Origin of the sequence: Mycolicibacterium canariasense, from assembly GCF_002101555.1 — a bacterium.
In the GTDB taxonomy this organism is placed as follows: domain Bacteria; phylum Actinomycetota; class Actinomycetes; order Mycobacteriales; family Mycobacteriaceae; genus Mycobacterium; species Mycobacterium canariasense.
This window is the reverse complement of the sequence record NZ_LQOL01000024.1, coordinates 14184-33470: the sequence shown is the minus strand read 5'-3', so window position 1 is coordinate 33470 and position 19287 is coordinate 14184. Positions and strand designations below refer to the sequence as shown.

The window sequence follows — 19287 nt, the reverse complement described above, 5'->3', positions numbered from 1 at the left end:
CGATCCAGCCCTGTTGGCCTTGATGATTGCCGCAATCAATTCAGGGGAACATCCCACCGCCGCAGCGAGTTTCGCGTACGTCCACTGGTCACGCTGTGTGCGCCACAGCTGCCGCACGAGTGCGTCCCGTTGGCTGCGGTGCCGCGCAGCGACCCGGGAAGCATCACCGGACTTGCGGTGATGCTCCCGGGCCTGCTGCGCTCGGGCGTCCATCAGATGACGTCCTCGTGCTTGAACACCGCGACGAGCGCCAGCGCAGCTGCCCTGGCGGCTTCGTCGTCCATGTTCGGCAGCGGGGTGCCGCGGTCGAGCGCGTCGCCGTCGTACTCGCCCGTCAGTACGTCCTCGATGATCGAAATGACCTTTTCATCGAAGGTGTCCGGGCACCGGCAGCAGTAGTCGTGCTCGTCGTGATCGCAGCACCCCACGGTCAGAGGTCGCCGCGGGAGAACGACGAAATCAGGTTCGGCACCGCGGAATCGAAGCCGACGACGTCCAGGGTCGGCCACCGAGTACCCGGTGGCGGTCATCGCGCACACCACGAGGCGGGTGTGTGGGTTGACGCGTTCCCGGTACTGGCGCAGCGCCTGGTGCACGTGGATAGGTCCGGCCCACGACTCGTTGTCGGTCAGGATGACCACGGTGTCGAACACCCGGTTGTTCTTCATGGCCCAGGTGAACGGCAGCGCGCAGTCCGTCCGGCCCATCGACTGCTCGCCGACGTAGCGGCACACGTCGTCGAGTCGGCGGCGTGGGCTGATGTCCAGCTCGGTGATGGTGTTCTCGCGGATCACCTGTTGCCGGAAGAACCCGTTGTCCTGTAAGCCGTGCACGCCGGTGAATCCGACGATCGTGTGGTCGGGTTCCGACGCTGCGGTGGCCATCGCGATGGCGGCGGCGGCCTCTCGGGCGTTCAGCGGCATGCCGGAGATCGACGCCGTCGCCATGGACGCGGAGACGTCGAGGGCGATCAGAGTGGGCTTGTTGGCCGGTTCGATCGCCCCGTACGAGGCGTAGAACGCGGCGTCGAGCGCGTCGCTGATCTTCGGGGCCGGGGTCCAGGTGCCGTCACCGCGGGCCGACTGGCCGGTCACGTAGGTGCGCAGCGCCACCAGCACGTTGATGGGGTGGACGCGGCCCTTCTTGAGGCGGTCCGGATCGGCCAGCTGGTCGGCGATCAGGGCGCCGGTCTCACCGGTGGCTAGGCCCAGGCGTGTCAGGCGGGGAAGCTGCCGCATGAGCGCGGTCTGCGGGATGCCGTGATGCAGCAGCGCCTCCCATACCGCAGCGTGGCCGAGTGCGGCGTCGGGCAGCATCTCCCAGGTCACACCGTTACCGCGGCCGATGATGTCCACCCACTCGCTCGGCAACGTCGCGTTTTGCGCCTCGGTGAAGTCCTCAACGATCGCCGGCACGCGTGCCGGGTTGACAGCAGCGTCGACCACCTCGGGGACGGGGCCGAGCGAGCCGCGGGTGACGAAGTCGAACAGGGCTCGGCGGCCGGGATCCGAGGTGACCGGGTGGGACAGTCGGAGCATGTCGCGGTGGGTCCAGCCTTCGCGCTGGCGGTACTTGAGGACCTGGTAGGCCAGCGCATCGACCGACCGGTCGAGGTACCAGTCCGCCACGCCACGCTTGAGCGCGGGGCCCCAGCCGCGGAACTGCTCGACGTAGCGGGCGAACAGGAACAGGTGGGTGCCGGTTCGTGCGACGTGGGGCAGGGCGGCCACTGCGCGGCGGCGGCCTTCGACGTCGTCGGCCGCGGCGGCGATCGCCAGGGCGAACAGTGCCGGGTTCTGCTTGGGCGCACGGCCGGCCGTGGACACTTCGAGGATGCGGCGGACCAGCTCGACGGGGTCGGTGGCGGCGGCGCGCAGGACGACCTCGGCGTTGTCCTTGGTCAGCTCACCGGCCGACGTGTAGTAGGTGCCGCCGTCAGTGCCGAGGGTGAGGAAGCGGTGGACGCGGGCCCAGTCGTCGACGGGGAACACGTAGCCGCCGGAGGCGTTCTTCACCTGCCGCGGGTCGGCCTGTTCGCGCTGCGCGGTGTGCCGCTTGTCGATGGTCTGCAGAATGTCCACGCCGGGGTCTCCTTGGTTGGGTGGTGCGGGCGTGTTTGCTTCGACCGGGAGTTTCATCCCGAATGAGAACCGACCGAAATCCGGCTCGCACCAGAGTCTTTCGAGGGCAGTGTGGGCGTGTTGTACCGACCGGCGTTCACTCGCGCCTGGAGGTTGCAAGTGGCGGGATTTGAACCCGCTCATCCAAGTTAACCGATCAATTCCGGCTCACACCGTGCTCGACGTTGAGGGTGACAATGCGGGCGTGGTGAGTGAGATCCGGACTGGGGGACTGATCACCACGAGGGTGTGCAATAGGCCGCTCTGCCACCCACCCCAACAAAGGGGTGGGACGGGATTTGAACCCGCGATCAGCTGGGGAACCGAGTCTCGTCCGGCTCGCATCGTCGTATGGAATTATGTTGTGGCTCAATGGGTGTGGGCGTGTTAGTTGCGACCCGGTTTAACATTGCAGGTTAACGGACCGCTTCCGGCTCACACCGGTTCAATTCTGTTGTGCTGTAGGTGATGTGGGCGTGTGTCTGTCGACCGGGGTTATCGCTCTACCAGCTGAGCTACCACCGCGAGGCGGTGGGCGGGACTCGAACCCGCGACCTATCCATTAAAAGTGGTAACCGATCAACGTCCGGCTCACATCTCCTGACGTGCGACCCACTGTAATGCGATACAGCACACCGCGCCAACATATTTCAGCCACCAATCCTGTCGCCCAACTGTTCGATACCGGCGCGCCTAAGAGATCCTGGCGATCGTCCAGCCACCCCGGGTCAGTTCATTCGCGACAGCCAGCGCGAACGTCGCAGGGCCATCGCCAATATTCCACGCGTCGACATACCGGACCGCCTGCCTCATGACCGCTACACGAAACGCCTTCATCGCCTCGTCCGCTTCAGTACTCACATGGCCCTCCTAACGATCCCGTTGAACTGTTCAGCGATCGACGCCGACTCCATCTGTCGGAGCAGGTCCCGCTGCCACGGCACCAGCGGCCGGCCGACGTGCTCGCACAGGTCCGCCATCCGGTCCGCATCACCGTGAGCCATCCTCGGCAACTCGATAGCCAGCGTTCGTTGACGCCGGACGTCCGCCCGAACCCGCGCCGCGGCCACGCCTGGCCACTGGCACGAGTCGCACATCCACACCCCGGAACAGCCCCGCACGGTCGGCTCATACCAGAACGCACCCGGCGCCCGGCACGCCGAGCAGATCCCGAGACCGACCCCACCTGGAATGCGCATGTCCAGTTTCCTTTCCACTGCGTGATATCCGACCCTTACGTAAGCCTGCGACCGCGCTCGTCCCACTTGCCCTGCCGAGCCAGGAACTCAGCCTTCGTGATGGGGTAGTCCTTCCAAAGTGGCCCGACATCAGGCAGCCCCAACTCAGCAGACCAGACACTCGGCATTTTGAACTCGGGTTCAGATGGGAGCCGGCACGGGTGGCAGTCGAACCCCAAGCCTTTGTCCATGACTAGAACACGTAACCGCTCAACCTCTGCGATCAGGTCTTCTGTTACCTGCGCCCGTTGCAGGAGTGTGTCTTTCGTGCGTTGCTGACGGGCTAGGGCCGCGATCCTACGGTCCTCGGCGACCTCATGCCTGCCACGTTCAATCAGATCACGTCTCACCTCGGCACCTCCGTGTCGTTCCGCACCGTGGGCTCGATGACGTTGACGTTTCACTCTCTCGCCCCCAATCCCTCAGCCAATGGTGTGCCGGTGCCGGCGCCGGGATCGGTTGCGGTGGTCTGCGATTCACGCTGCACTGGAAGCCAGGGGCCGCGTGCGTCCAGGGCAACGATCTGGCCGTCTAGGTGACGCCATCGGCCATCCTGTCCGAGCGTCGCGTTCGTCCGCCCGCTCAACCCGCGTGACGCCCCGGGGAACGTCTTCCAACAATTCGTAGCTGTCCCTCCTGTTGCCGAGTGCCGATAACCGAGCGGTGGTTCACGATTCACGTCTTATGTCAAGCTGGAACGGGATGCCGAGGTTTGCCCGGATCAAATGCCGCACAGGCATTTGGTGCAGCCCTGTCGGTCGTGCTGGTCCAAGCGGTGTAGGCATCGAAGGCAGCGCGGCCTGGTCAGCGCTCTCCACCAGTTACGTACGTACATGTTCGATGGCCTTCGTACGGTCTGCGGTGCGCCAATCCGGCCACGTCCGGGCCTCGTTGACCTCCAGCTTCGCTGCGATTGCGTCGATGATCTCCTGCGATGACGCACCCGTGCCGCACGCTCCGTCGAATGCCAGCATGATCACATCCACCCATTCCGACAGGTCGTTGTCCGAGTCGACTACCTCGATCAGTTCCTTACGGATGTGGTCGACAACGCCGGCCAGGCGGGGGTACGGGCCGAACGTGTTCTCACTCCATGCCCGCTGGCGGTCCAAGTGGTCGGCATCGATGGCGGCGGCGGGCGGGTCGGGCTCGGGGATTGTGGTGCCGTTGAGTTCCAACCCCATCGCCTGCTTGATGTCGCGCACAAGGCATCGCGTGGTGATGCTGTTGTACGAGTCGTAGAGGTCGGGATCGCGCAGAACCTCGCGGATGCGCGCCAGCTTCAGTGCGTCGTCGGTGCGGTCGGTCATGTTGTTTGCTCCTCTGTTGGTTGGTTCGCCGATAACGTTGCGGTGCGTTGATGATTCAGGTCAGGTAGCGGACTGCCAGGCACCCACGAGTCGGCGTTGCAACGAGCCACTGATATCAGCCAGTGCCATGTCCGTTTGCTCCCTGTCTTTCAGTCCGGCCAGACGGCCTGGAAGATGCGAAATGGTCCGTAGATATTGGCGCTGTCGGTCGTTTTCCCGGTCAGTTTCCAGAGCCATGTCCCGTTGCTCACGGCGAGCTTGATGATGTCGCCGTGGCGATTCCACACCGGGCCGTTGAGGGCGGATGTCAGCATCGGTTCGCCGAACCACACCTCGGGCGCGGCTTTCTCGCATTCCCACCGGCGCGGCTGCGTGCAGTACCGCAGTCGTACCTCGGGGTGCATGCCCAGCAGCTGGTTCACGGTGGTCGTCATGTCCGACATGACCCGCGATAGCCGGGCGGCCGGGGTTGGTGAGTTCGTCATGCCGAGGGGCCTGGGGTTGTCATGCTGGCGGCGATTCGTCCGCACCGGTATTCGAGTGCCCCGCAGGCCTTCCAGTACTCCAGCGTTTGAATGATCGCTTTCAGGTCCCGGGTGGTGAGGTCGTCGGTGGAGTCGATGCGCCGCCAGGTGATGTATGAGCAGACGGCCAGCCGGCGGGCGCGCTGCTCGACCTTGCCTTCGCGGAACAGTGCGAAAGCGCAGCGCACCAGCGCGGCCGGGGCCTCAGGCGCCACGGTTCCGGATCGCCCGGTACACGAGGTAGCCGACCAGGGCAGCGGTCGGTGCTGTGATGAACAGCAACCAGGTGGGTTGCATCCAGATCGTGGACCAGTAGGGCAACCAGCCGGCTATCCACGCGATCTGGAATCGCCTTGTCTGCCAACATCGTTTTGGTCGCTGGCGGGTGACGAGCGGGATGTGGAACTGGCCAGGTGCCGGTCTTGGGTTCCACACGCCGAGACCGAGACCGATCGGGACAACCTGGACGTCGAGGTGGATCCGACCGTAATCGGCGGTATACATTCGTCGCTCGGGCCAACGCCGATCGAGGAAGGAAGCATCGCTTTCCGCGGGAGCGAGGGCCCGGAATTGGAAGGTATTCGGCGTGATCGCGGTGACATCGGTGGTGGTGGCGGCCGTGGAGCCGGGGCACACGATCGGTGAGTGATCGTCGGCGGCCGAGTACTCCGGGAAATACCGTCCGGTGGCGTACATGAAAGCGACCACCGCCGTGAGTGGGAGGCCGTGCCAGTGCCGGCCGCAGTTCGGGCACCTGTCCTGGTTGACGTTGTGGTCGTAGCCGCTGCGCTGGTCGTATCGGGCGAGCTGCTCGTCGACCAGGGCGTCGATCTCGTCGACGATGTCGCGGTCGCCTTTCATCGCGCACCGCCGCGCGGGTCGGCCGCCTGTGCACGGATGGGGTACCGCAGGAACTCCAGCGGCGCGATGGTCGGCCGCCAGCCGTTGACGGACAGCACGTTCCAGGACGCGTCGTACGCGGTGATCGTGGACATTGGGTTTCTCCCCTCAGGTGTTGTTGCGGTCGGCGAGTAGCTGCCGGATGCGGGCGCGGTAGGCCTTCACGTCGCCCCACCGGTAGCGGGTGAGTTGGCCCGGTTTCCGGACGCGGGTGAATTTGCCGCGCTGCGCCCACACCCGGACTGTCTCGGGCGGTACGCCGCACTCGCGTCCGATCTCTTCGGCGGTCAGCCATTCGTCGTCGCTGCGTATCGCCAGCGTCGGCATCGGCCAGGTGATCGAGCCGTTCATGTACAGGCGGTCCAGGTCGGCCAGGGCGGTTGCGATGTCGGTGATTTCACCGGCGGCGGCTCGGACCAGCAGGGTGCGGTACGAGAGGCCGACGAAGCGGTCGATGTCCTGCTGGGTCCAGTTGGGTGGGGGTTGGAACCCGGCGTCGGTGGTCACCAGCATTCTCCTGCGTGGATCGTGTTGCAGGTATTGCACACCTTCGTGAGGTCTCCTTGCGTTGGGTCGTCGTCGGTGGCGCATGCGTTGTGCACCAGCTCGTCGTCGACGTAGGTGACGGTGTCGCCTGCACGGATTGGTTTCGGGCAGATGCCGCAGCGGCCGTCGTAGCGTGCGGTGAAGATGGCGGCCATCAGGCGTACCCCAGGGTCATGCCCATCCAGCCGTGGTCGAATGGGTCGTCTCCCACGCAATCTGGGCACAGGGACACGTCTTTCAGGATTTCGTACAGTGCTTGGTCTTCCGGCGGTAGCCGCCACGGCCCTGACATGACGTAGTGGTCGCGGTACTTGCGTCCGCACTCTGTGCAGCGGTGCCGGAGGCTGCGGCGCGCGGCGGCGTAGCGGAGGCTGCAGGCCCGCTGCTGCGGCGACTGGCTGTCGTGCGGCGGGCCGGGGTCCGGGTTGCACTGGCGGCACCGGTACAGGCCAAGGGTGTTCCAGTTCATGCAGCATGCTGGCCGGGACTGGCTGCAGCCCTCGCACCACGCGGTGGCCGGCGGCCGGCGGTGGAACCACCACATCAGAAGTAGGTCCGTTCGTGGACCTGGCCGCATCGGCACACCGCGGTGATGCGCCAGCCGCCGCCGCGGTGGTAGATCGTGAACGGCTCCCCGCAGGTGCAGGTGACGGTTTCGGCGCGGTATCCCAGGGGTCCGTCGGGAGGTGGTGGTGTCGGCCCGCACGGCATCGGCATGCTGTGGAAGCACGGGGCGGCGGCGTCCTCGGGTGGGTGGCCCTTGCGTCGGATGCAGCGGCAGCCGCACGGTGCCTGCTGCCAGCACAGGTCACGTTCCGGGACGAGCGGCTCGCCGTCTGCGTTCAGGACAGGAACGGTCATCGTGCACCGGGGCGGTGGACCGGGCAGTCAGCGGCGATGCAGGGCTGGCGCGTGCCCTGCATGGGGCAGTCCTCTTCGCCGTGCACGAACACCCGGGCAGCGCGGATCAGCGCGGCGGTGCGCTCCTCTGCGGTGGCTGCAGCGCCGACGGTTTCGGTGACGTAGATGCGAGTGTCGGGGTGGTCTTCGGCGAATCGTGGCGGCAGCAGCACATCGTCGAAGACGATGCTGTCGACACCGGATCGGATCGTCTCGTGGCGTGTTCGGCTGGGGTGATCGAACTGGGCTCGGATCAGGTAGCGGATCACGCCGCCGCCGACCAATTCGATTCGCTGGTCGGCGCGGGAATGGCGGACCCGTTCGACCGCGCCGGCGGGCAGGAACCCGTCCAGCAGCAGCGAATGGGCATGGTCGATGTAGTGCCATCCCTGGCCGACGTAGACGGCCCTCTGGCCGCGCATCGCGTCGCCGGCCACAACCGACAACGCGGCGTGCGTCTTCCCGGCCTGGCGGTCCCCGCTGATGGTGATGACGTTGTTCATCGCTTCGTGCTCCGTTCCCGCTTGCGGTGTGTCTTGTTTCGCTGCTCGGCGGCGGCCTGGTCGCGTTCGATCGCGGCGGCCTGCAGTTTCTTCTGCTGCGCGGCGGTTTTCCGTTCGTGCTCGCGGACGCCGATCTGCCGTTCGGCCGGGGTCGGGTGTGGTTGGCCGTCGGGGAAGGCGTCGAGGACGCCGGCGCACTGGGCGGTCGCGTCGCGCAGGATTTTCACCAGTTCAAGCGTCTGGTCGGGCCCGTCGGCGATGACTTTGGCGATGGCGTCGTCGGTGAGGTCGTCGAGGATGGCCGCGCGTTTCCTGAGCATGTCGAGACGCTGATAGGCCTCTGCCAGTAGGAATTTCAGCAAGTGGTCCTCCTCCTTGGATTGGATCTCGTCGGCGAGCAGCCGGATCAGTAGGCCGTGCTCGCCCTCGGTGTAGCGGGCGCCGCAGGTGGTGCAGTCGATGTCCCAGCAGCCGTTGTCGCGGCCGAGTGTTTCGGCGCCGCAGCGGTGGCATGGGACGTCGGAGGGGGTGCGTAGGTAGGACAGGCCGAGCTGCATGCCGACGTGGTGGCCGAGGGTGACGAGTTCGCGGGCGAGGTCGAGGCCGGACAGTGCGACGTGGGCGCGGGGTTGGGCGCCGTCGGGGTGGGGCGCGGTTTCGCGTGGGTCGACGCGGTCGGGCATCTGGTCGGGTAGCGGCAGCCACACCAGGTGTTCGTCCGGTGGTGCTTCGACGAGGACGTCGAGGGTGCCGAGCAGCAGCTGCGTTGACGTTTCGAGGAGCGGGTAGTCGCCGGGTGTGGTGTGGCGTCTCCCGTTCGCGGCGAGGTAGCCGCGGCCGGTGCGGCCGTCGGGGGGTGAGTCGGAGCGTGACCGGTTCGCGCCGGTCATGCCGAGGATGCTTTCGACAGTGGATGCGGCCCGGTCGACCGCTTCGACGATGCGGCGCATCAGCGCCTCGGTGGCCACGTTCAGCGGGATGTCCGGGGTGCGGGACTGGTGCACCCGCTGCCCGGACGTGGTGCTGCGGTCGCCGATCGCTGCGCGCAGCCGGAGCCAGTCCTTGGCCAGCCACTGCACCGTCTTGTGGAGCCGCCAGTAGCAGCCGTCACAGATGAAGCCGTCGGCGATGACGGCCGGCTGCGGGTTGTCCTTGTCGCGGAGGTCGGGGTTCGAGCAGCCGGGCCACCAGGCGCAGCGGTGCGGATCCCGTTCCGGCGTGACGGTTTCGGTGAGGTCGGTGGTTTCGCTCATCAGGCGTGCGTATCCCCGAGGTGGTACACCGCGGCGGCCGTTATCCAGCAGCCACCACCGTCGTCGATGTCACCGTTCCTGCAGTCTGGGCAGCTCAGGTACGAGCCGCCAGGCGTTTTGTGGCGGTGCCCGCAACGCTCACAGCGCAGCAGCTTCGCCTGCGCCTCGGCCACTACCGCGGCGCCGAGTGCGTGCAGGTTGCCGATGTGCGTGAGGACCTTCGCCACAAGCGCGATCGCGCCTTCGCCGTATCGGTGCTCGATCTCGCCGGTGGCGTCGTTGTCGCTGTGCTCGGATTCCCTGGTGTAGCGCCACCGGTAGTTGTTCACGCTGTCCACGTCGGTGCCGTTGTCGTCGTGCGTCCGGGTGATCTGGACCTTGCCGATGACGTCGCCGTTGATCCGGATGTCGGTGTACAGGCTCACTGAGCTGCCTCGGACGACGTGTCGATTTCGCCGAGCGGCAGCACGAAGTCGCGGATCCGCTCGACCATGTCCTGGGCGGCCAGGCCGAGCCGGCCGAAGGCGTCGACTATCCCCTGCATGGCATCCTCGAGGCGCAGGAGCGGGTTGGCCGGGCGGTGGTGCTCGACGCCGTCGTCGTCGATCACGCAGACCGTGATCGTCGGGTTTGTCAGCAGCTCGGCCGTGGCGCGCTTGCGCAGTTCGTCGATCGTGCGCCACTCGGCCGGGACACGGCCCGGGCGGGCCCAATTCGGAAGTCTCACTGGCTTCTCCTGTCTGAGTCGGATTCGAGTGCGCCCGCGCGGTAGTAGCCGTGCGCGTGGAGTTCGGCGTCGGGCTTCAGCCCGTCAGGCCCGAACGGTGACCAAGGCGTGTCGATCACCCGGGCGGGCAACGGCACCTGGTCGCTCGGCGCCGGCACTTCGTAGCCCGTGCAGAACCACGGCCCGAACGATGCAGCCAGACGGTGCTCGGGTTGCTTGACGTAGACGTCACCGATGATGCAGTCGATATCCGAGCGGATGACGGTGTTCCCGGGCTTGCGAATCGGTCGTCAGCGCAGCGGACATCCCACCAGCGGCGGCCGTCGCGGGCCAGCCGCACCTTGGACCCGACCGGCGGGAGGCCGGGATTGAATCCGCAGCGGTGCGGGCACAGCGGGGATCCGGTGCCGTCGGTCTTCTTGAGGTGGCCGTGCTCGCACACGGTGCCGTCGCGTTGGCCGGCGCGGCGTTCTGCTCGGTTCACTGGAATGTCTCCTGTCGCCATGAGGTTTCGCAGGTGATGCAGGTGCGCACCACCCAGGGGTCGGTTTCGGTGAGGCCGGTGGGGATGTCGATCGGGTGGCCGGCGGCGGTGGTGCAGGCCGGGCATTCGGGGTGGCTGAAGTACTGCAGCAGCACGGTGTTCGCCCAGCCGTACCAGGGCGACGGTGTCGCGTGCGGGACGACGGCGATCATGGCCAGCATCAGCGGTCGGGTGGTTTCGCGGATGGTCAGGCGGTCACCGGCATACACCTCGTCGAGCAGGCCCCACGCCGGGAATTCACGGGTCCGGCGGCTGGGGATCGCGGGGAGCTGCCACGTGCAGCCGTTGCGTTCCAAGGTGACGGAGTAGCCGGACTCCAGCATGGTCCGGATGTCGGTGGCGCTGACCCTCATCGCTCAGCCCATTCCTGCCCGCAGACGGCGCAGCGCCGGATCACGTAGGCGCCGGCCGGATCTGTGGGCACAGGTTCACGGATGGCGTGCACGGTGATCTCGGTGCAGTTCGGGCATGCGCACACCGCGGCGAAGTCCCGGGCCGGCCAGGTGCCCACCGGCTGCGGTTCCGGTTTGTTGACTTCCGCGTGGTACTGCTTCTCGGCGGCCAGCCACGCCTCGACGTCGGCACGGGACTGCGCCGCGGACACGGACCGCCGTCGCGCATCGCGGAGCTGCCAGCACCGCCACCACATCATCAGCAGGTTGATAGGCAGCGCGATCGCGGTCAGCCACGTTGCTGCGCCGACCACGACGCCGTACGTCAGCAGCGCGCTTAGCGTCGCGTGGACAACCAGCATGATTGCGGCCCCGGTGCGTGGTGCGATCGCGTTGTCCGGCAGCCGCAACCATGCGCCGCGTCGCGGCTGACCACTGGGCACCTTCGGGGCTGGGGCCGGATCGGGCTGCGGGTTGAGCGTGAGGGTGTTGACAGCTTCGATGTACATCGCGGCGACGCTGCCGTTCGACGCACTGATGGACACGTTGACGTCGCCGCCTGATTGGATGCTGACCGATCCCCGCCCGGACTTCTGGACTTGGCGCACCGTGACACCGGCGCTGCCCTTCGGCGGTTTGGGTGGTTTGCCTCTCTGAATCTGCGCGGACCTGGCCGGTAGTGGTCGACGCCCCATGGTCAGGCCTTCGGGGTGATGTTGTAGCTGAGCAGCAGGTCCCGTGCCCAGTCCTCGTGGGCCAGCCCGCTGCGGGACAGCCGGGAGAGGTCCGCGGTCAGGGACCGGAACACACGGTCGTCGCCGGCTCCCTCGGGCTCGCGATTAGCGCCGATGAGGGCGAAGACTGATTGCCGGATCACCGCCGGTGTCAGACCTAGGTCTGTGATGATCTGGACCGCGGTGCCCTCACTGAACAGCACCGCGAGTAGGAGATGCTCGGTGCCGATGAAGTTGTGGCCCAGTCGAAGTGATTCACGCAAGGACTGCTCCAGCGCGTTTCGACCGCGCGGCGTGAACGGGATATGCCCCAAGGCGGGGACCAGGCCGACACCGACGATCTCGCGCACCTTGTCGCGTATCAGCTTCAGCTGAATGCGATTCGCCAGCAAGGCTTGTGCGGCAATGCCTTCGCCCTCAGCCAGCATCCCCATCAGAAGATGCTCGGTGCCGAGGTGGTTGTGGTTCATCTGCCGGGCCTGCTCTTGCGCCAGGACGATGACGCGGCGGGATCGGTCGGTGAATCGTTCAAACATGGTCACCTTCTTGGATTTCGTCGAGTTCCTCACCCGGTAGTGCCGGGCGGATGTATTGGAGGACTGTCCGTCTGGGAGTGTTTTCGTTGTCGTCGTCGGCGACGGTCACGGCGTAGACGCGGCCTGTCTGGGTGAGTTGGACGACGGATTCGGGTCGGATGCGCCAGCTGGTGGATGCGAGCACGGTGTTGGTGTCGTAGTCGACGATCGCCACGCGGTCGTGAGTTGCGCGGATGCCGACATTTCCGTACGGCAGACGCTGCTCGATCGGCGAGGGTTCCGGAGTCGGCGGCTTGGGGAACAGGATCTCCCACGGCCACTTGCCCATCACCATCTGAACAGTCATGGCTATGAACGCGACTCCGAGAATCGTTGCTGCAATTTTCAACCCCAGAAGGTCGCTCGGCATCGAGACCTCGAAAAGGTCACTCATCGGGACCTCACCACGGGCGGCGCGGGCCGGGGTGCCGGCGCGGGGGCTGGGCGCGGTGCCTGGACGGTTGCGCGCGGGGCCGGGGCCGGGGCCGGGGCAACTTTCGGCGGCGTCCAGCCCGGCGGCCGGCCCTTGTACGTGGGCCGGTAGTTCGGTGCGCCCGGCTGAATCGTCTGCGCTGGCACGTATCCAGGGGATCCGGGGCTGCCGATCGGCTGGATGATGTACGGCACCATCAGGTAACCGCCATCACCCGTCGAGTCGTCGTCTTCGTCACCGCATCCGGCGAGCGCGAGGGCAGCGGCCAGCAGAACCGCCGCAGTCGCGCGGCTCACTTTGGTATCTGACATGGGGGGTGGTGCTCCTTGGTGATTCGGTGGTGTGACTTTCAGCTGAAACGGTTTCCTGGAGATGTCACTGTTCGGTGCGGGCCTCCCGGGCTTTCCTGAGTTCTTCGAGGGCGCGGACCTTGCCGTGGCGTGCCGCGGCGGCGTGGTCCTGGTGGGTGCAGATGTGGCCGTCGCGGTATCCGTCGGGCCCGCAGCGGGTGCAGGCGGCGATCGCTTCGGGCTCCAAATGAGGCGGCCGACCCGATGGTGGTTTCGGGCCGGCCGCTTCGGCTGCTGCTTGCGCGCTCACGCGCTCATCCGCGTACGGGTCATATGGGTCGCGCACCGCCGCCCCCGATGGATTGCCAGTCGTCGACCCGCTTCCACATGAGACCCGAACCGGGGCTGGAGATTTGCCGCACCACAAGGACATCGGCCGGGTCGATGACGCCTGCCTGTACCCGGTCGGGTCGGCCGGTAGCGACGCCGAGCGCGAAGTTCGACGCGTACACGGCGTACCAGTCGTGCGCCGGGTCGCCGCCCTCCCCGACGTTCAGGCCCGGGGTTCGTACCCAGCCGCCGCAGTCACAGCCCGGGGTGCTGCACGTGGCGCCACGGGCGCCGGCCGTGACCGTGTCACCGGTGCGGTAGTGGTCCATCCGGCCGGCCACCATCGGGCACACCTGGGAGGCGTATCGCGCGCACTGCGGGTGCATCGGCGGCTCGTCGAACGTCAGGGCGGCTACCTGTCGGGGCCCGCCGAAGAACACCAGCGGAGGCGGCCAGATCTGCTTGCCGCACAACTGGCATCGGCCTTCCAGCCAGCAGCGCTGCACCTTCGTCTGGTGCTGTGACCGGAAGTCGACGCCGCCGTCGGCGAGCTGCACATTGGCCCATGGGACGACGAACCCTGCACCGGTGGTGGGCCTGCCGGCGCAGGTGACGGGGATCGGGACCGGAGCGGTGACGGGCCTCATCCGTCGGCCTCAGCCTTCGCGCGTTCGGAGTCCTCACGGAGCGCCACCAGCACGGAGATCCGTTGCCGATGCCACACGTTGGTGTTGACCTTGGTGTCGTCCCACCGCTTGCGTTCGGGGGTGCGGTCCGGGTCGCCGCCTTTGAACGCCATCACGCAGGCGACACCGCGGCGGTACTGGGTGCCGTACACGGTTCCGCCCATGTCGCGGTTCTCGATGTACACCTCGTTGGGCAGGCCGCTGACGTAGGTGCGGACATTCGGGATGCTGGCGACGGCGGCGAAGTCCTTGTTGGCCTGGCTTTCTCGGTCGGCCTTGGTGCGTCGGCTGGGCACCAGGCGGTCGGTTTTCCTGTCGATGCGCCATCCCTCCGGCACGGGTAAGTGGTCGGGATGCTCATGCCAGTAGGTCATTTCGCGCGGCACACTGAACCCGGTCAGCACCGATCTGTCGCCGAACACCGTGAAGTACGCGTCGTCAGCCGTCCGGCCAATGGTGGCGGCCAGCGCTTCGATCTGCTCGCGATGGGCGTCGAAGTCGGCCGACCAGCGGTCGTACGCGGCGAGCTGGTCCGGGTCGGTGGTGATCCACCAGGCGGCCGGGATGGCGCCGGTGGGGATGCGGTCGCCGCCGATGAGGTCGCGGGCCTGGTCCAGGCTGTACTCAGGCATCGGTGGCCACCGGTTCCTTGACCAACCGCGCGATGCAGCGGTCGCGGTTGAGCACGGCCTGGTCGTCGACGGGGAGGTGGCCGCCGCGTCCGGGGCCGACCCAGCCGTCCAGTCCGGTCGCGTTGCCGTCGTCCCACGCCTCACCGAGCGCGGCGCGCAACCGCGTCACCTCGGCGACCAGGTCTGCATGGAGTGCATCGAAATTGCCCCAACGCAGGGCGTAGTGAGCGCGATCGACGACGTCCCACCGGTCGGTCAGGTCAGTGAGCAACGATTTGCGCACCGAGATGATCGCGCCGTCTCGGTCGATCCGGCCGCGGTTGCTCTCGGACGCGTACGACAGCCGGTGGTCGCCGACGAGCCGGATCCACGCCCAGGTGTCGTCAGCGCGCAGAAGGTGGCCGGTGATTCGGCCCTTGCGGCTGTGGTGCCACGTGCGGGGTCCACACGCCGCGTCGGGGCCGGTGACCCCGGCGTGGGGCTGTTCGGCGTTCTGCGGGGCGCAGGGCGGCGCGGCCGGGGTGGTTTCAGGCATGGTCGGTCTCCTTGGTGTCGGGTTTGGTGAGTGCTTTCCGGACGAGTTCCTGGCCACGCGCAATGGCGGCGGCCCGGTCTTGGTGGTCGCAGACGACGGTGGTGCCGATGCGGTAGCCGTCGCGGTCGCACAGCTCGCAGTTGGCGATCGCCTGGGCCTTGAGGGCGGCGGCGGCCCGGGCGGACTCGGCGGCGGCTTCGGCGCGGCGTCTGCGGTCGCGGACGGTCCAGCGTTCGTGTGCTTGCCGGAAGTTGGCGCAGGGCCCGCAGTCGGGGATCTCTGCGTCGGCGGGCAGCTGGCGGTGTTTCGCGCAGCGGTGTGGTGGTTCTTGGTCGCTGGATTTGTTGGGGGGTTCGTTGCGTGGGCCGTGAGGCTGGGTGCCGGCGGTGTCGGGTGCGCTCGCGCGCGTACCCCCAAGGTGACCACCTACGGTCTGGAGTGAACCTGAAACAGAACCATAAACAGACCCATCTCGGAAGGCTTCTGGGAACCCTTCCGGGGAGGGTTCTGTTTTCCCAGGTCGCGTGAAGGGTTCCATAAACCCTTCGGGTAAGCCTCCCGTAAAGTCTTCTTGGAAGGGTTCCGGGAAGGGTTCGGTAAACCCTTCCGCCAACTCTCTGAGATGGGTTCGTGCGTTGACACTCTCGACCTTCAGGTTCTCCCGCAAGACCCGCGCCTGAGGCGTTTCACCCCTTACGTCCGGGGTGACCATCAGGTCCAACTCGGCCGCCATCACAGCGGCGAACTTGCGGGAGTCGACGACAGCCAGCAGGCGCAGCGCGCTGAGGAACTGGTTCGGCTGCTTGGCCAGATCGTCGTTGCGGATCCGCGTCCGGATCAGCACCTCGCCGGTGTCCTCGTCGGTGTACACGTACTGCCGGCGCTCCATCCGAATCAGGGCGGCTTTCACCTCACGCTCGGACGGCACCCGGTCGCCGTCGCGCATCGCTTTGCGCCACCGCGTCAGGTTGATCGGCTGGATGCCGGCCAGGTTCACCGCCCGCTGCCCGTTCAGCACCTGAAACAACAGCTTGTCGAACACGGGCTGGTTGCAGAAGTCCTCGTCCGACCACTGCGAAAACAGGTTCTTCGCATACTCGCGAGGCATCAGGCTGGCACCTCGGCGTAATCGACGATGTGCGAATAGGTCTGCTCGTGGTGCTCGATCGCCACACGGAGGTGATCCCCCGTGATCGTCCACGCGCGCGGGCAGTCCTGGCAGCGCGCAGTGACAGCCGGTGTCTTGTCGTCTGCTGGCTTCGGTCCGGTGCGGGCGGCGGCGACTTTCAGTTCGGCGTTCGCCACCTTGCAAGGGCCGCAACGACATCCGAGATCATAGGTCGCTGCGTGGCCGTGCTCCAACGCTGGGGCTGGCGGTTCTGGCTGCTGATTCCCCTTGCAGGCCGTTGCCGTTGGCGCGCACTTCCACCCCGTCGCTGTCGGCACGAAACGGCGGCTGCCGACCCGGCCGCAGATCTCGCATGTATGTTTCACCGAGTCCTGCACACGGACCGTTTGACCGTCCTTTGACTGAGCTCGGTCCGCTGCCTCAGTCAGCTGGTCGATGATGCTGTCGACGACGGTGTCGACGATCTCGTCGGCCCGGGCGGCTACGTCGCCGACCATGCCGTGCACCAGCCCACCCACCAGCGCCACGATCAGCTCGCGGATCTGATCGTCAGACATCTTCTGAATGCTTTGGCGCACAACGTGCATCACCGATTCAGTCACTGATTCACCTCCTGACCGGCTTGCACTTCGGCCATCTCGTCGTAGCTGTCGAACAGTTCGGGCCACCCCTGGTTCGGGGTCAGGTACTCGGCGGGCAGACGGCCGGTCACCACGGCGAGCCGGACCCCGAGGTGCTCGGCGCCGGCCGCGGCGAGCCAGCCAGCGCACGCTTCGTCGCGTCCCTCAACGCTCTTGTGGCACGCAAACATCGGCGCACCGATCGGCGCCTCGGCGCCCGGGCCGCCGCTGGTCTCCCGCAGCGCGTCGTACCGCTCGGCCGGGAACGCGCCCGCCGGGGTGTCACGGCGCCAAGGGCATTCACCGCACGGGTACCGGCGGTGCGGGATCAGCGAGCAGTCAGCCACCGGTCACCGCCAGCAGCTGCTTGGTCACGTCAACGGTGGGGGTCCACAGGCCGAGGGCGCCGCGGCACGGGATCGGTTCTGGCAGCGGCCGGGGGTTCTCCAGCACCAGGTGGGTGACTTGGCGTGGGCGGCGCTGACCTGGTTCGGCGTACGAGATCCCGTACTGGCCCCACGGCGTGCAGCAGTCGGTGGCGCGATGGACGTCGACCAGGTCGACGACACCGATGATCACGCCCATCGGGAAGGACCAGCGCGGCAGCTTGCCGCCGTTCCAGGCGGGGTACAGCGCCCGGAACGCGTCGCGCAGCACTGTGCTGTTCTCGCCGCGGTCGGACCACAGCCGGCCGGCGTGGATGGCCAGCGGCCCGCGGTAGGCCCACAGCTGGGTGCGGTTCTCGATGGTCTTGCCGGCGTGGATGATGGCGCTGGCCCAGGGCTGCTGCACGGTCAGAGCGCGCACGTCACACCTCCTTGGTTGATGCGTTCGAACATGTCGTCAAGATCGGTCAGGGTCCTGGCGAGCTGGTCGGCCGCGGCTGTGGACGGCAGACCCGACCACTCGCGGCCGGTCTCCCGGGACTGCACCGACCACCCCAGCGGGGCCTGGAACACGTCCCAGGACAGGTGCGACGGCGCGAACCCCACACACGAGCAGGCTCCGGTGTGGGTGCACACCCGGTCGGAGTGCGGCGCCAGCTCGGTGCGGTGCGCGCGGCGCGGGTGGTTGCAGTGCCGGCAGTGATCGATCCGGCCGAGGAACGTCACGACAGACGCCCGTTGCCGTGAGCCTGGACGGCAGCGGCAGCCGTGGCCGCGTCACGTTCGGCGGCCTCGGCCAGCACCACGAGGCATAGGTAGCAGCCGCCCGCCGCACAGGCCTCCCGGGTCAGCCGACCGGTGTGGACCAGCGGGGTGATCAGCACGTCGTACACCATGGGCGGATCCACGCGGAGCACGGTGCCGTCGCCTTGAACGAGTGCGGCGCTGCTGCCGACCTCGCGGCGCCGCCACCAGCGACGGCGCATGTAAACGACGGTGTACTGGCCTTTCTCGCCGCGCAGGCACTCGTCGCCTCGCGGGTCGCCGTGTACCTCGTCGCACGTCCGGCATGGGTTGCAGACCCGGCAGCTCACACACGCCTCGCACGGCGGTGCGATGCCGCAGCTGCATTCGTGGCAGTCACGCATTGGCCAGCTCCAGCAGCACGTCGGCGTGGCAAGGCTGGCCGAGCGGGCACCAGCAAACGAGGTCATGGCCACGCAGCTGTTCAAGTTCTGCGGGCGTCAGCAGTGTGACGCCACGCTCTCGATACAGGGCGACCGACTCGGCTATACGCTCCTGGCGGTTACCCTCACGGTCCGTCGAGCACACGAAATGCCGCCCCCCGGGGTTGACCCACATGAAACCGCCGTGCCGCATGACGCGAAATGGGTTGCCGTACGGGGTGCCCCGGCCAACAAACCGCGCCTTCTTGCCGCACCCGCATCGGCACAACGGCGTCCGCCAGCCACGGGTGCGCCGACGCTGGATCCGCTCAGGCATCGTCGCCGTCCAGCCAGTCGAAGAACGCCATTGCGAGCCGGAGCGCGCCGCCGCACACCACAAATAGACAGATGCCCTGCAGGGCTGACATCCACAGCACCCGCGCCGGTGCCCCCGCGATGAGCAGGCCGACTGCGCTGCTCACCGAAGCGACCACGCACACGCAGGCCATCAGCACCAGCGCACGCCGGTGCGACCGTGCGCGCAGCCAGCGGCGGACGCTATTCATCGTCGGGCATTTCGCAGTTGGTCACCGTCATCGCCTCATAGGCGCGGCGGTGCAGCGACACGTGATTGGCTGTCGGGAAGTGCCGAACCCCACTGGTTCTGGCCCAGCGCTCGGCCTCGTCGGTCCGCAGCATCTCGGCGGCCTGCAGCCGGTTACGGACGCCGACAACTCGGGCCCGAACCTCGTCGGGGTGAGCCAACGGCCGGGCCTTCGACTCGTCGAACACAACAACGTAGACGTCCATCGGC

34 protein-coding genes are annotated in these 19287 nt (G+C 67.2%); 1 reads left to right on the top strand and 33 read right to left on the bottom strand.

Translation table 11 applies throughout. The annotated features are described in order from the left end of the window. Nucleotides 1–212 precede the first annotated feature (212 nt). The 17 genes from AWB94_RS03440 to AWB94_RS03360 all read right to left on the bottom strand — a co-directional run bounded on the left by AWB94_RS03440 (nt 213) and on the right by AWB94_RS03360 (nt 11466). The gene (locus AWB94_RS03440) at nt 213–2081 is read right to left on the bottom strand and encodes a TROVE domain-containing protein (RefSeq protein ID WP_308213640.1); all 1869 of its coding nucleotides are present in this window, start codon (nt 2079–2081) and stop codon (nt 213–215) included. 732 nt (nt 2082–2813) lie between these two features. Then, entirely contained in the window at nt 2814–2981 is a 168-nt protein-coding gene (locus AWB94_RS34970) for a hypothetical protein (RefSeq protein ID WP_165766685.1), read from the bottom strand. Nucleotides 2982–4179: 1198 nt separating this feature from the next. Continuing rightward, the gene (locus AWB94_RS03425) at nt 4180–4668 is read right to left on the bottom strand and encodes a dATP/dGTP pyrophosphohydrolase domain-containing protein (RefSeq protein WP_085122276.1); all 489 of its coding nucleotides are present in this window, start codon (nt 4666–4668) and stop codon (nt 4180–4182) included. A gap of 149 nt (nt 4669–4817) precedes the next feature. Then, nucleotides 4818–5102 carry a hypothetical protein gene (locus AWB94_RS03420; RefSeq protein ID WP_133058206.1) on the bottom strand — a complete coding sequence of 95 codons (285 nt, stop codon included), beginning with the start codon at nt 5100–5102 and terminating at the stop codon, nt 4818–4820. 47 nt (nt 5103–5149) lie between these two features. Next, nucleotides 5150–5407 (bottom strand): hypothetical protein, encoded by a 258-nt coding sequence (locus tag AWB94_RS03415; RefSeq protein WP_234811601.1) that lies wholly within the window; start codon nt 5405–5407, stop codon nt 5150–5152. Beyond that, nucleotides 5397–6053 (bottom strand): hypothetical protein, encoded by a 657-nt coding sequence (locus tag AWB94_RS03410; protein WP_085122272.1) that lies wholly within the window; start codon nt 6051–6053, stop codon nt 5397–5399. Before AWB94_RS03410 ends, AWB94_RS03415 begins: the two co-directional genes overlap by 11 nt. Then, nucleotides 6050–6187, bottom strand: coding sequence for a hypothetical protein (locus AWB94_RS34965; protein ID WP_165766684.1), 138 nt, complete (start codon nt 6185–6187; stop codon nt 6050–6052). Before AWB94_RS34965 ends, AWB94_RS03410 begins: the two co-directional genes overlap by 4 nt. A 13-nt stretch (nt 6188–6200) precedes the next feature. Next, nucleotides 6201–6599, bottom strand: a complete 399-nt coding sequence (locus AWB94_RS03405) for a helix-turn-helix domain-containing protein (protein ID WP_133058205.1) — start codon at nt 6597–6599, stop codon at nt 6201–6203. Next, nucleotides 6596–6793: a hypothetical protein gene (locus AWB94_RS03400; RefSeq protein ID WP_085122269.1), complete on the bottom strand. Its 198-nt coding sequence runs from the start codon at nt 6791–6793 to the stop codon at nt 6596–6598. The genes AWB94_RS03405 and AWB94_RS03400 overlap by 4 nt, the downstream gene beginning before the upstream one ends. Continuing rightward, complete coding sequence (locus AWB94_RS03395; RefSeq protein WP_131805412.1) at nt 6793–7107, bottom strand: hypothetical protein; 315 nt, start codon at nt 7105–7107, stop codon at nt 6793–6795. The genes AWB94_RS03400 and AWB94_RS03395 overlap by 1 nt, the downstream gene beginning before the upstream one ends. A 74-nt stretch (nt 7108–7181) precedes the next feature. Continuing rightward, nucleotides 7182–7499, bottom strand: coding sequence for a hypothetical protein (locus tag AWB94_RS03390; protein WP_062659558.1), 318 nt, complete (start codon nt 7497–7499; stop codon nt 7182–7184). Beyond that, the gene (locus AWB94_RS03385; RefSeq protein ID WP_085122267.1) at nt 7496–8041 is read right to left on the bottom strand and encodes a hypothetical protein; all 546 of its coding nucleotides are present in this window, start codon (nt 8039–8041) and stop codon (nt 7496–7498) included. The genes AWB94_RS03390 and AWB94_RS03385 overlap by 4 nt, the downstream gene beginning before the upstream one ends. After that, nucleotides 8038–9294 carry a hypothetical protein gene (locus AWB94_RS03380; RefSeq protein WP_085122265.1) on the bottom strand — a complete coding sequence of 419 codons (1257 nt, stop codon included), beginning with the start codon at nt 9292–9294 and terminating at the stop codon, nt 8038–8040. Before AWB94_RS03380 ends, AWB94_RS03385 begins: the two co-directional genes overlap by 4 nt. Beyond that, nucleotides 9294–9719, bottom strand: coding sequence for a hypothetical protein (locus AWB94_RS03375; protein WP_085122263.1), 426 nt, complete (start codon nt 9717–9719; stop codon nt 9294–9296). Before AWB94_RS03375 ends, AWB94_RS03380 begins: the two co-directional genes overlap by 1 nt. Continuing rightward, nucleotides 9716–10021 carry a hypothetical protein gene (locus tag AWB94_RS03370; protein WP_085122261.1) on the bottom strand — a complete coding sequence of 102 codons (306 nt, stop codon included), beginning with the start codon at nt 10019–10021 and terminating at the stop codon, nt 9716–9718. Before AWB94_RS03370 ends, AWB94_RS03375 begins: the two co-directional genes overlap by 4 nt. Nucleotides 10022–10501: 480 nt before the next feature. After that, the gene (locus tag AWB94_RS03365; RefSeq protein WP_062659684.1) at nt 10502–10918 is read right to left on the bottom strand and encodes a hypothetical protein; all 417 of its coding nucleotides are present in this window, start codon (nt 10916–10918) and stop codon (nt 10502–10504) included. Beyond that, on the bottom strand, nt 10915–11466 hold the full coding sequence (locus tag AWB94_RS03360) for a hypothetical protein (RefSeq protein WP_085122260.1): 552 nt from the start codon (nt 11464–11466) through the stop codon (nt 10915–10917). Before AWB94_RS03360 ends, AWB94_RS03365 begins: the two co-directional genes overlap by 4 nt. Between AWB94_RS03360 and AWB94_RS34960 the strand changes: the two genes are divergently transcribed. After that, nucleotides 11447–11614: a hypothetical protein gene (locus AWB94_RS34960; protein WP_165766683.1), complete on the top strand. Its 168-nt coding sequence runs from the start codon at nt 11447–11449 to the stop codon at nt 11612–11614. The genes AWB94_RS03360 and AWB94_RS34960 overlap by 20 nt on opposite strands. 40 nt (nt 11615–11654) lie before the next feature. Here AWB94_RS34960 and AWB94_RS03355 read toward each other — a convergent pair whose 3' ends face one another. The 16 genes from AWB94_RS03355 to AWB94_RS03290 form a co-directional block, all read right to left on the bottom strand. Beyond that, the gene (locus tag AWB94_RS03355) at nt 11655–12227 is read right to left on the bottom strand and encodes a Clp protease N-terminal domain-containing protein (RefSeq protein WP_133058204.1); all 573 of its coding nucleotides are present in this window, start codon (nt 12225–12227) and stop codon (nt 11655–11657) included. Beyond that, the gene (locus AWB94_RS34955) at nt 12220–12660 is read right to left on the bottom strand and encodes a hypothetical protein (RefSeq protein ID WP_165605407.1); all 441 of its coding nucleotides are present in this window, start codon (nt 12658–12660) and stop codon (nt 12220–12222) included. Before AWB94_RS34955 ends, AWB94_RS03355 begins: the two co-directional genes overlap by 8 nt. Further along, nucleotides 12657–13010 carry a hypothetical protein gene (locus AWB94_RS34950; RefSeq protein ID WP_165605406.1) on the bottom strand — a complete coding sequence of 118 codons (354 nt, stop codon included), beginning with the start codon at nt 13008–13010 and terminating at the stop codon, nt 12657–12659. The genes AWB94_RS34955 and AWB94_RS34950 overlap by 4 nt, the downstream gene beginning before the upstream one ends. A gap of 64 nt (nt 13011–13074) precedes the next feature. Beyond that, nucleotides 13075–13299, bottom strand: coding sequence for a hypothetical protein (locus tag AWB94_RS34480; RefSeq protein WP_133058203.1), 225 nt, complete (start codon nt 13297–13299; stop codon nt 13075–13077). Nucleotides 13300–13318: 19 nt separating this feature from the next. Beyond that, nucleotides 13319–13966, bottom strand: a complete 648-nt coding sequence (locus AWB94_RS03345) for a hypothetical protein (protein ID WP_085122256.1) — start codon at nt 13964–13966, stop codon at nt 13319–13321. Continuing rightward, entirely contained in the window at nt 13963–14637 is a 675-nt protein-coding gene (locus AWB94_RS03340) for a hypothetical protein (RefSeq protein ID WP_085122254.1), read from the bottom strand. Before AWB94_RS03340 ends, AWB94_RS03345 begins: the two co-directional genes overlap by 4 nt. Next, a complete protein-coding gene (locus tag AWB94_RS03335; RefSeq protein ID WP_085122252.1) occupies nt 14630–15172 on the bottom strand; it encodes a hypothetical protein in 543 nt (180 codons plus the stop codon). The genes AWB94_RS03340 and AWB94_RS03335 overlap by 8 nt, the downstream gene beginning before the upstream one ends. Beyond that, nucleotides 15165–16280, bottom strand: coding sequence for a hypothetical protein (locus AWB94_RS03330; protein WP_085122250.1), 1116 nt, complete (start codon nt 16278–16280; stop codon nt 15165–15167). The genes AWB94_RS03335 and AWB94_RS03330 overlap by 8 nt, the downstream gene beginning before the upstream one ends. Next, complete coding sequence (locus tag AWB94_RS03325; protein ID WP_133058202.1) at nt 16280–16903, bottom strand: hypothetical protein; 624 nt, start codon at nt 16901–16903, stop codon at nt 16280–16282. The genes AWB94_RS03330 and AWB94_RS03325 overlap by 1 nt, the downstream gene beginning before the upstream one ends. After that, complete coding sequence (locus tag AWB94_RS35655) at nt 16900–17268, bottom strand: DUF6283 family protein (RefSeq protein WP_234811600.1); 369 nt, start codon at nt 17266–17268, stop codon at nt 16900–16902. The genes AWB94_RS03325 and AWB94_RS35655 overlap by 4 nt, the downstream gene beginning before the upstream one ends. Continuing rightward, nucleotides 17261–17728, bottom strand: coding sequence for an ASCH domain-containing protein (locus tag AWB94_RS03315; RefSeq protein ID WP_085122246.1), 468 nt, complete (start codon nt 17726–17728; stop codon nt 17261–17263). Before AWB94_RS03315 ends, AWB94_RS35655 begins: the two co-directional genes overlap by 8 nt. Continuing rightward, a complete protein-coding gene (locus AWB94_RS03310; protein ID WP_085122244.1) occupies nt 17716–18033 on the bottom strand; it encodes a hypothetical protein in 318 nt (105 codons plus the stop codon). Before AWB94_RS03310 ends, AWB94_RS03315 begins: the two co-directional genes overlap by 13 nt. Next, a complete protein-coding gene (locus AWB94_RS34475) occupies nt 18030–18293 on the bottom strand; it encodes a hypothetical protein (RefSeq protein WP_133058201.1) in 264 nt (87 codons plus the stop codon). Before AWB94_RS34475 ends, AWB94_RS03310 begins: the two co-directional genes overlap by 4 nt. Before the next feature lie 154 nt (nt 18294–18447). After that, nucleotides 18448–18810: a DUF4326 domain-containing protein gene (locus AWB94_RS03300; RefSeq protein ID WP_064961409.1), complete on the bottom strand. Its 363-nt coding sequence runs from the start codon at nt 18808–18810 to the stop codon at nt 18448–18450. Continuing rightward, on the bottom strand, nt 18803–19039 hold the full coding sequence (locus AWB94_RS03295) for a hypothetical protein (protein WP_085122240.1): 237 nt from the start codon (nt 19037–19039) through the stop codon (nt 18803–18805). Before AWB94_RS03295 ends, AWB94_RS03300 begins: the two co-directional genes overlap by 8 nt. After that, complete coding sequence (locus tag AWB94_RS03290) at nt 19032–19283, bottom strand: hypothetical protein (protein WP_085122238.1); 252 nt, start codon at nt 19281–19283, stop codon at nt 19032–19034. Before AWB94_RS03290 ends, AWB94_RS03295 begins: the two co-directional genes overlap by 8 nt. Nucleotides 19284–19287 lie beyond the last annotated feature (4 nt).

What these genes read in the sequence shown, in the direction of transcription:
- AWB94_RS03425 (WP_085122276.1), bottom strand. Translation starts at nt 4,668, where the DNA reads ATGACCGACCGCACCGACGACGCACTGAAGCTGGCGCGCATCCGCGAG.
- AWB94_RS03420 (WP_133058206.1), bottom strand. Translation starts at nt 5,102, where the DNA reads ATGACGACCACCGTGAACCAGCTGCTGGGCATGCACCCCGAGGTACGA.
- AWB94_RS03410 (WP_085122272.1), bottom strand. Translation starts at nt 6,053, where the DNA reads ATGAAAGGCGACCGCGACATCGTCGACGAGATCGACGCCCTGGTCGAC.
- AWB94_RS34965 (WP_165766684.1), bottom strand. Translation starts at nt 6,187, where the DNA reads ATGTCCACGATCACCGCGTACGACGCGTCCTGGAACGTGCTGTCCGTC.
- AWB94_RS03400 (WP_085122269.1), bottom strand. Translation starts at nt 6,793, where the DNA reads ATGGCCGCCATCTTCACCGCACGCTACGACGGCCGCTGCGGCATCTGC.
- AWB94_RS03395 (WP_131805412.1), bottom strand. Translation starts at nt 7,107, where the DNA reads ATGAACTGGAACACCCTTGGCCTGTACCGGTGCCGCCAGTGCAACCCG.
- AWB94_RS03390 (WP_062659558.1), bottom strand. Translation starts at nt 7,499, where the DNA reads ATGACCGTTCCTGTCCTGAACGCAGACGGCGAGCCGCTCGTCCCGGAA.
- AWB94_RS03385 (WP_085122267.1), bottom strand. Translation starts at nt 8,041, where the DNA reads ATGAACAACGTCATCACCATCAGCGGGGACCGCCAGGCCGGGAAGACG.
- AWB94_RS03380 (WP_085122265.1), bottom strand. Translation starts at nt 9,294, where the DNA reads ATGAGCGAAACCACCGACCTCACCGAAACCGTCACGCCGGAACGGGAT.
- AWB94_RS03365 (WP_062659684.1), bottom strand. Translation starts at nt 10,918, where the DNA reads ATGAGGGTCAGCGCCACCGACATCCGGACCATGCTGGAGTCCGGCTAC.
- AWB94_RS03360 (WP_085122260.1), bottom strand. Translation starts at nt 11,466, where the DNA reads ATGTACATCGAAGCTGTCAACACCCTCACGCTCAACCCGCAGCCCGAT.
- AWB94_RS03355 (WP_133058204.1), bottom strand. Translation starts at nt 12,227, where the DNA reads ATGTTTGAACGATTCACCGACCGATCCCGCCGCGTCATCGTCCTGGCG.
- AWB94_RS34955 (WP_165605407.1), bottom strand. Translation starts at nt 12,660, where the DNA reads ATGAGTGACCTTTTCGAGGTCTCGATGCCGAGCGACCTTCTGGGGTTG.
- AWB94_RS34950 (WP_165605406.1), bottom strand. Translation starts at nt 13,010, where the DNA reads ATGTCAGATACCAAAGTGAGCCGCGCGACTGCGGCGGTTCTGCTGGCC.
- AWB94_RS03345 (WP_085122256.1), bottom strand. Translation starts at nt 13,966, where the DNA reads ATGAGGCCCGTCACCGCTCCGGTCCCGATCCCCGTCACCTGCGCCGGC.
- AWB94_RS03340 (WP_085122254.1), bottom strand. Translation starts at nt 14,637, where the DNA reads ATGCCTGAGTACAGCCTGGACCAGGCCCGCGACCTCATCGGCGGCGAC.
- AWB94_RS03335 (WP_085122252.1), bottom strand. Translation starts at nt 15,172, where the DNA reads ATGCCTGAAACCACCCCGGCCGCGCCGCCCTGCGCCCCGCAGAACGCC.
- AWB94_RS03330 (WP_085122250.1), bottom strand. Translation starts at nt 16,280, where the DNA reads ATGCCTCGCGAGTATGCGAAGAACCTGTTTTCGCAGTGGTCGGACGAG.
- AWB94_RS34475 (WP_133058201.1), bottom strand. Translation starts at nt 18,293, where the DNA reads ATGCGCCGTCGCTGGTGGCGGCGCCGCGAGGTCGGCAGCAGCGCCGCA.
- AWB94_RS03300 (WP_064961409.1), bottom strand. Translation starts at nt 18,810, where the DNA reads ATGCCTGAGCGGATCCAGCGTCGGCGCACCCGTGGCTGGCGGACGCCG.
- AWB94_RS03295 (WP_085122240.1), bottom strand. Translation starts at nt 19,039, where the DNA reads ATGAATAGCGTCCGCCGCTGGCTGCGCGCACGGTCGCACCGGCGTGCG.
- AWB94_RS03290 (WP_085122238.1), bottom strand. Translation starts at nt 19,283, where the DNA reads ATGGACGTCTACGTTGTTGTGTTCGACGAGTCGAAGGCCCGGCCGTTG.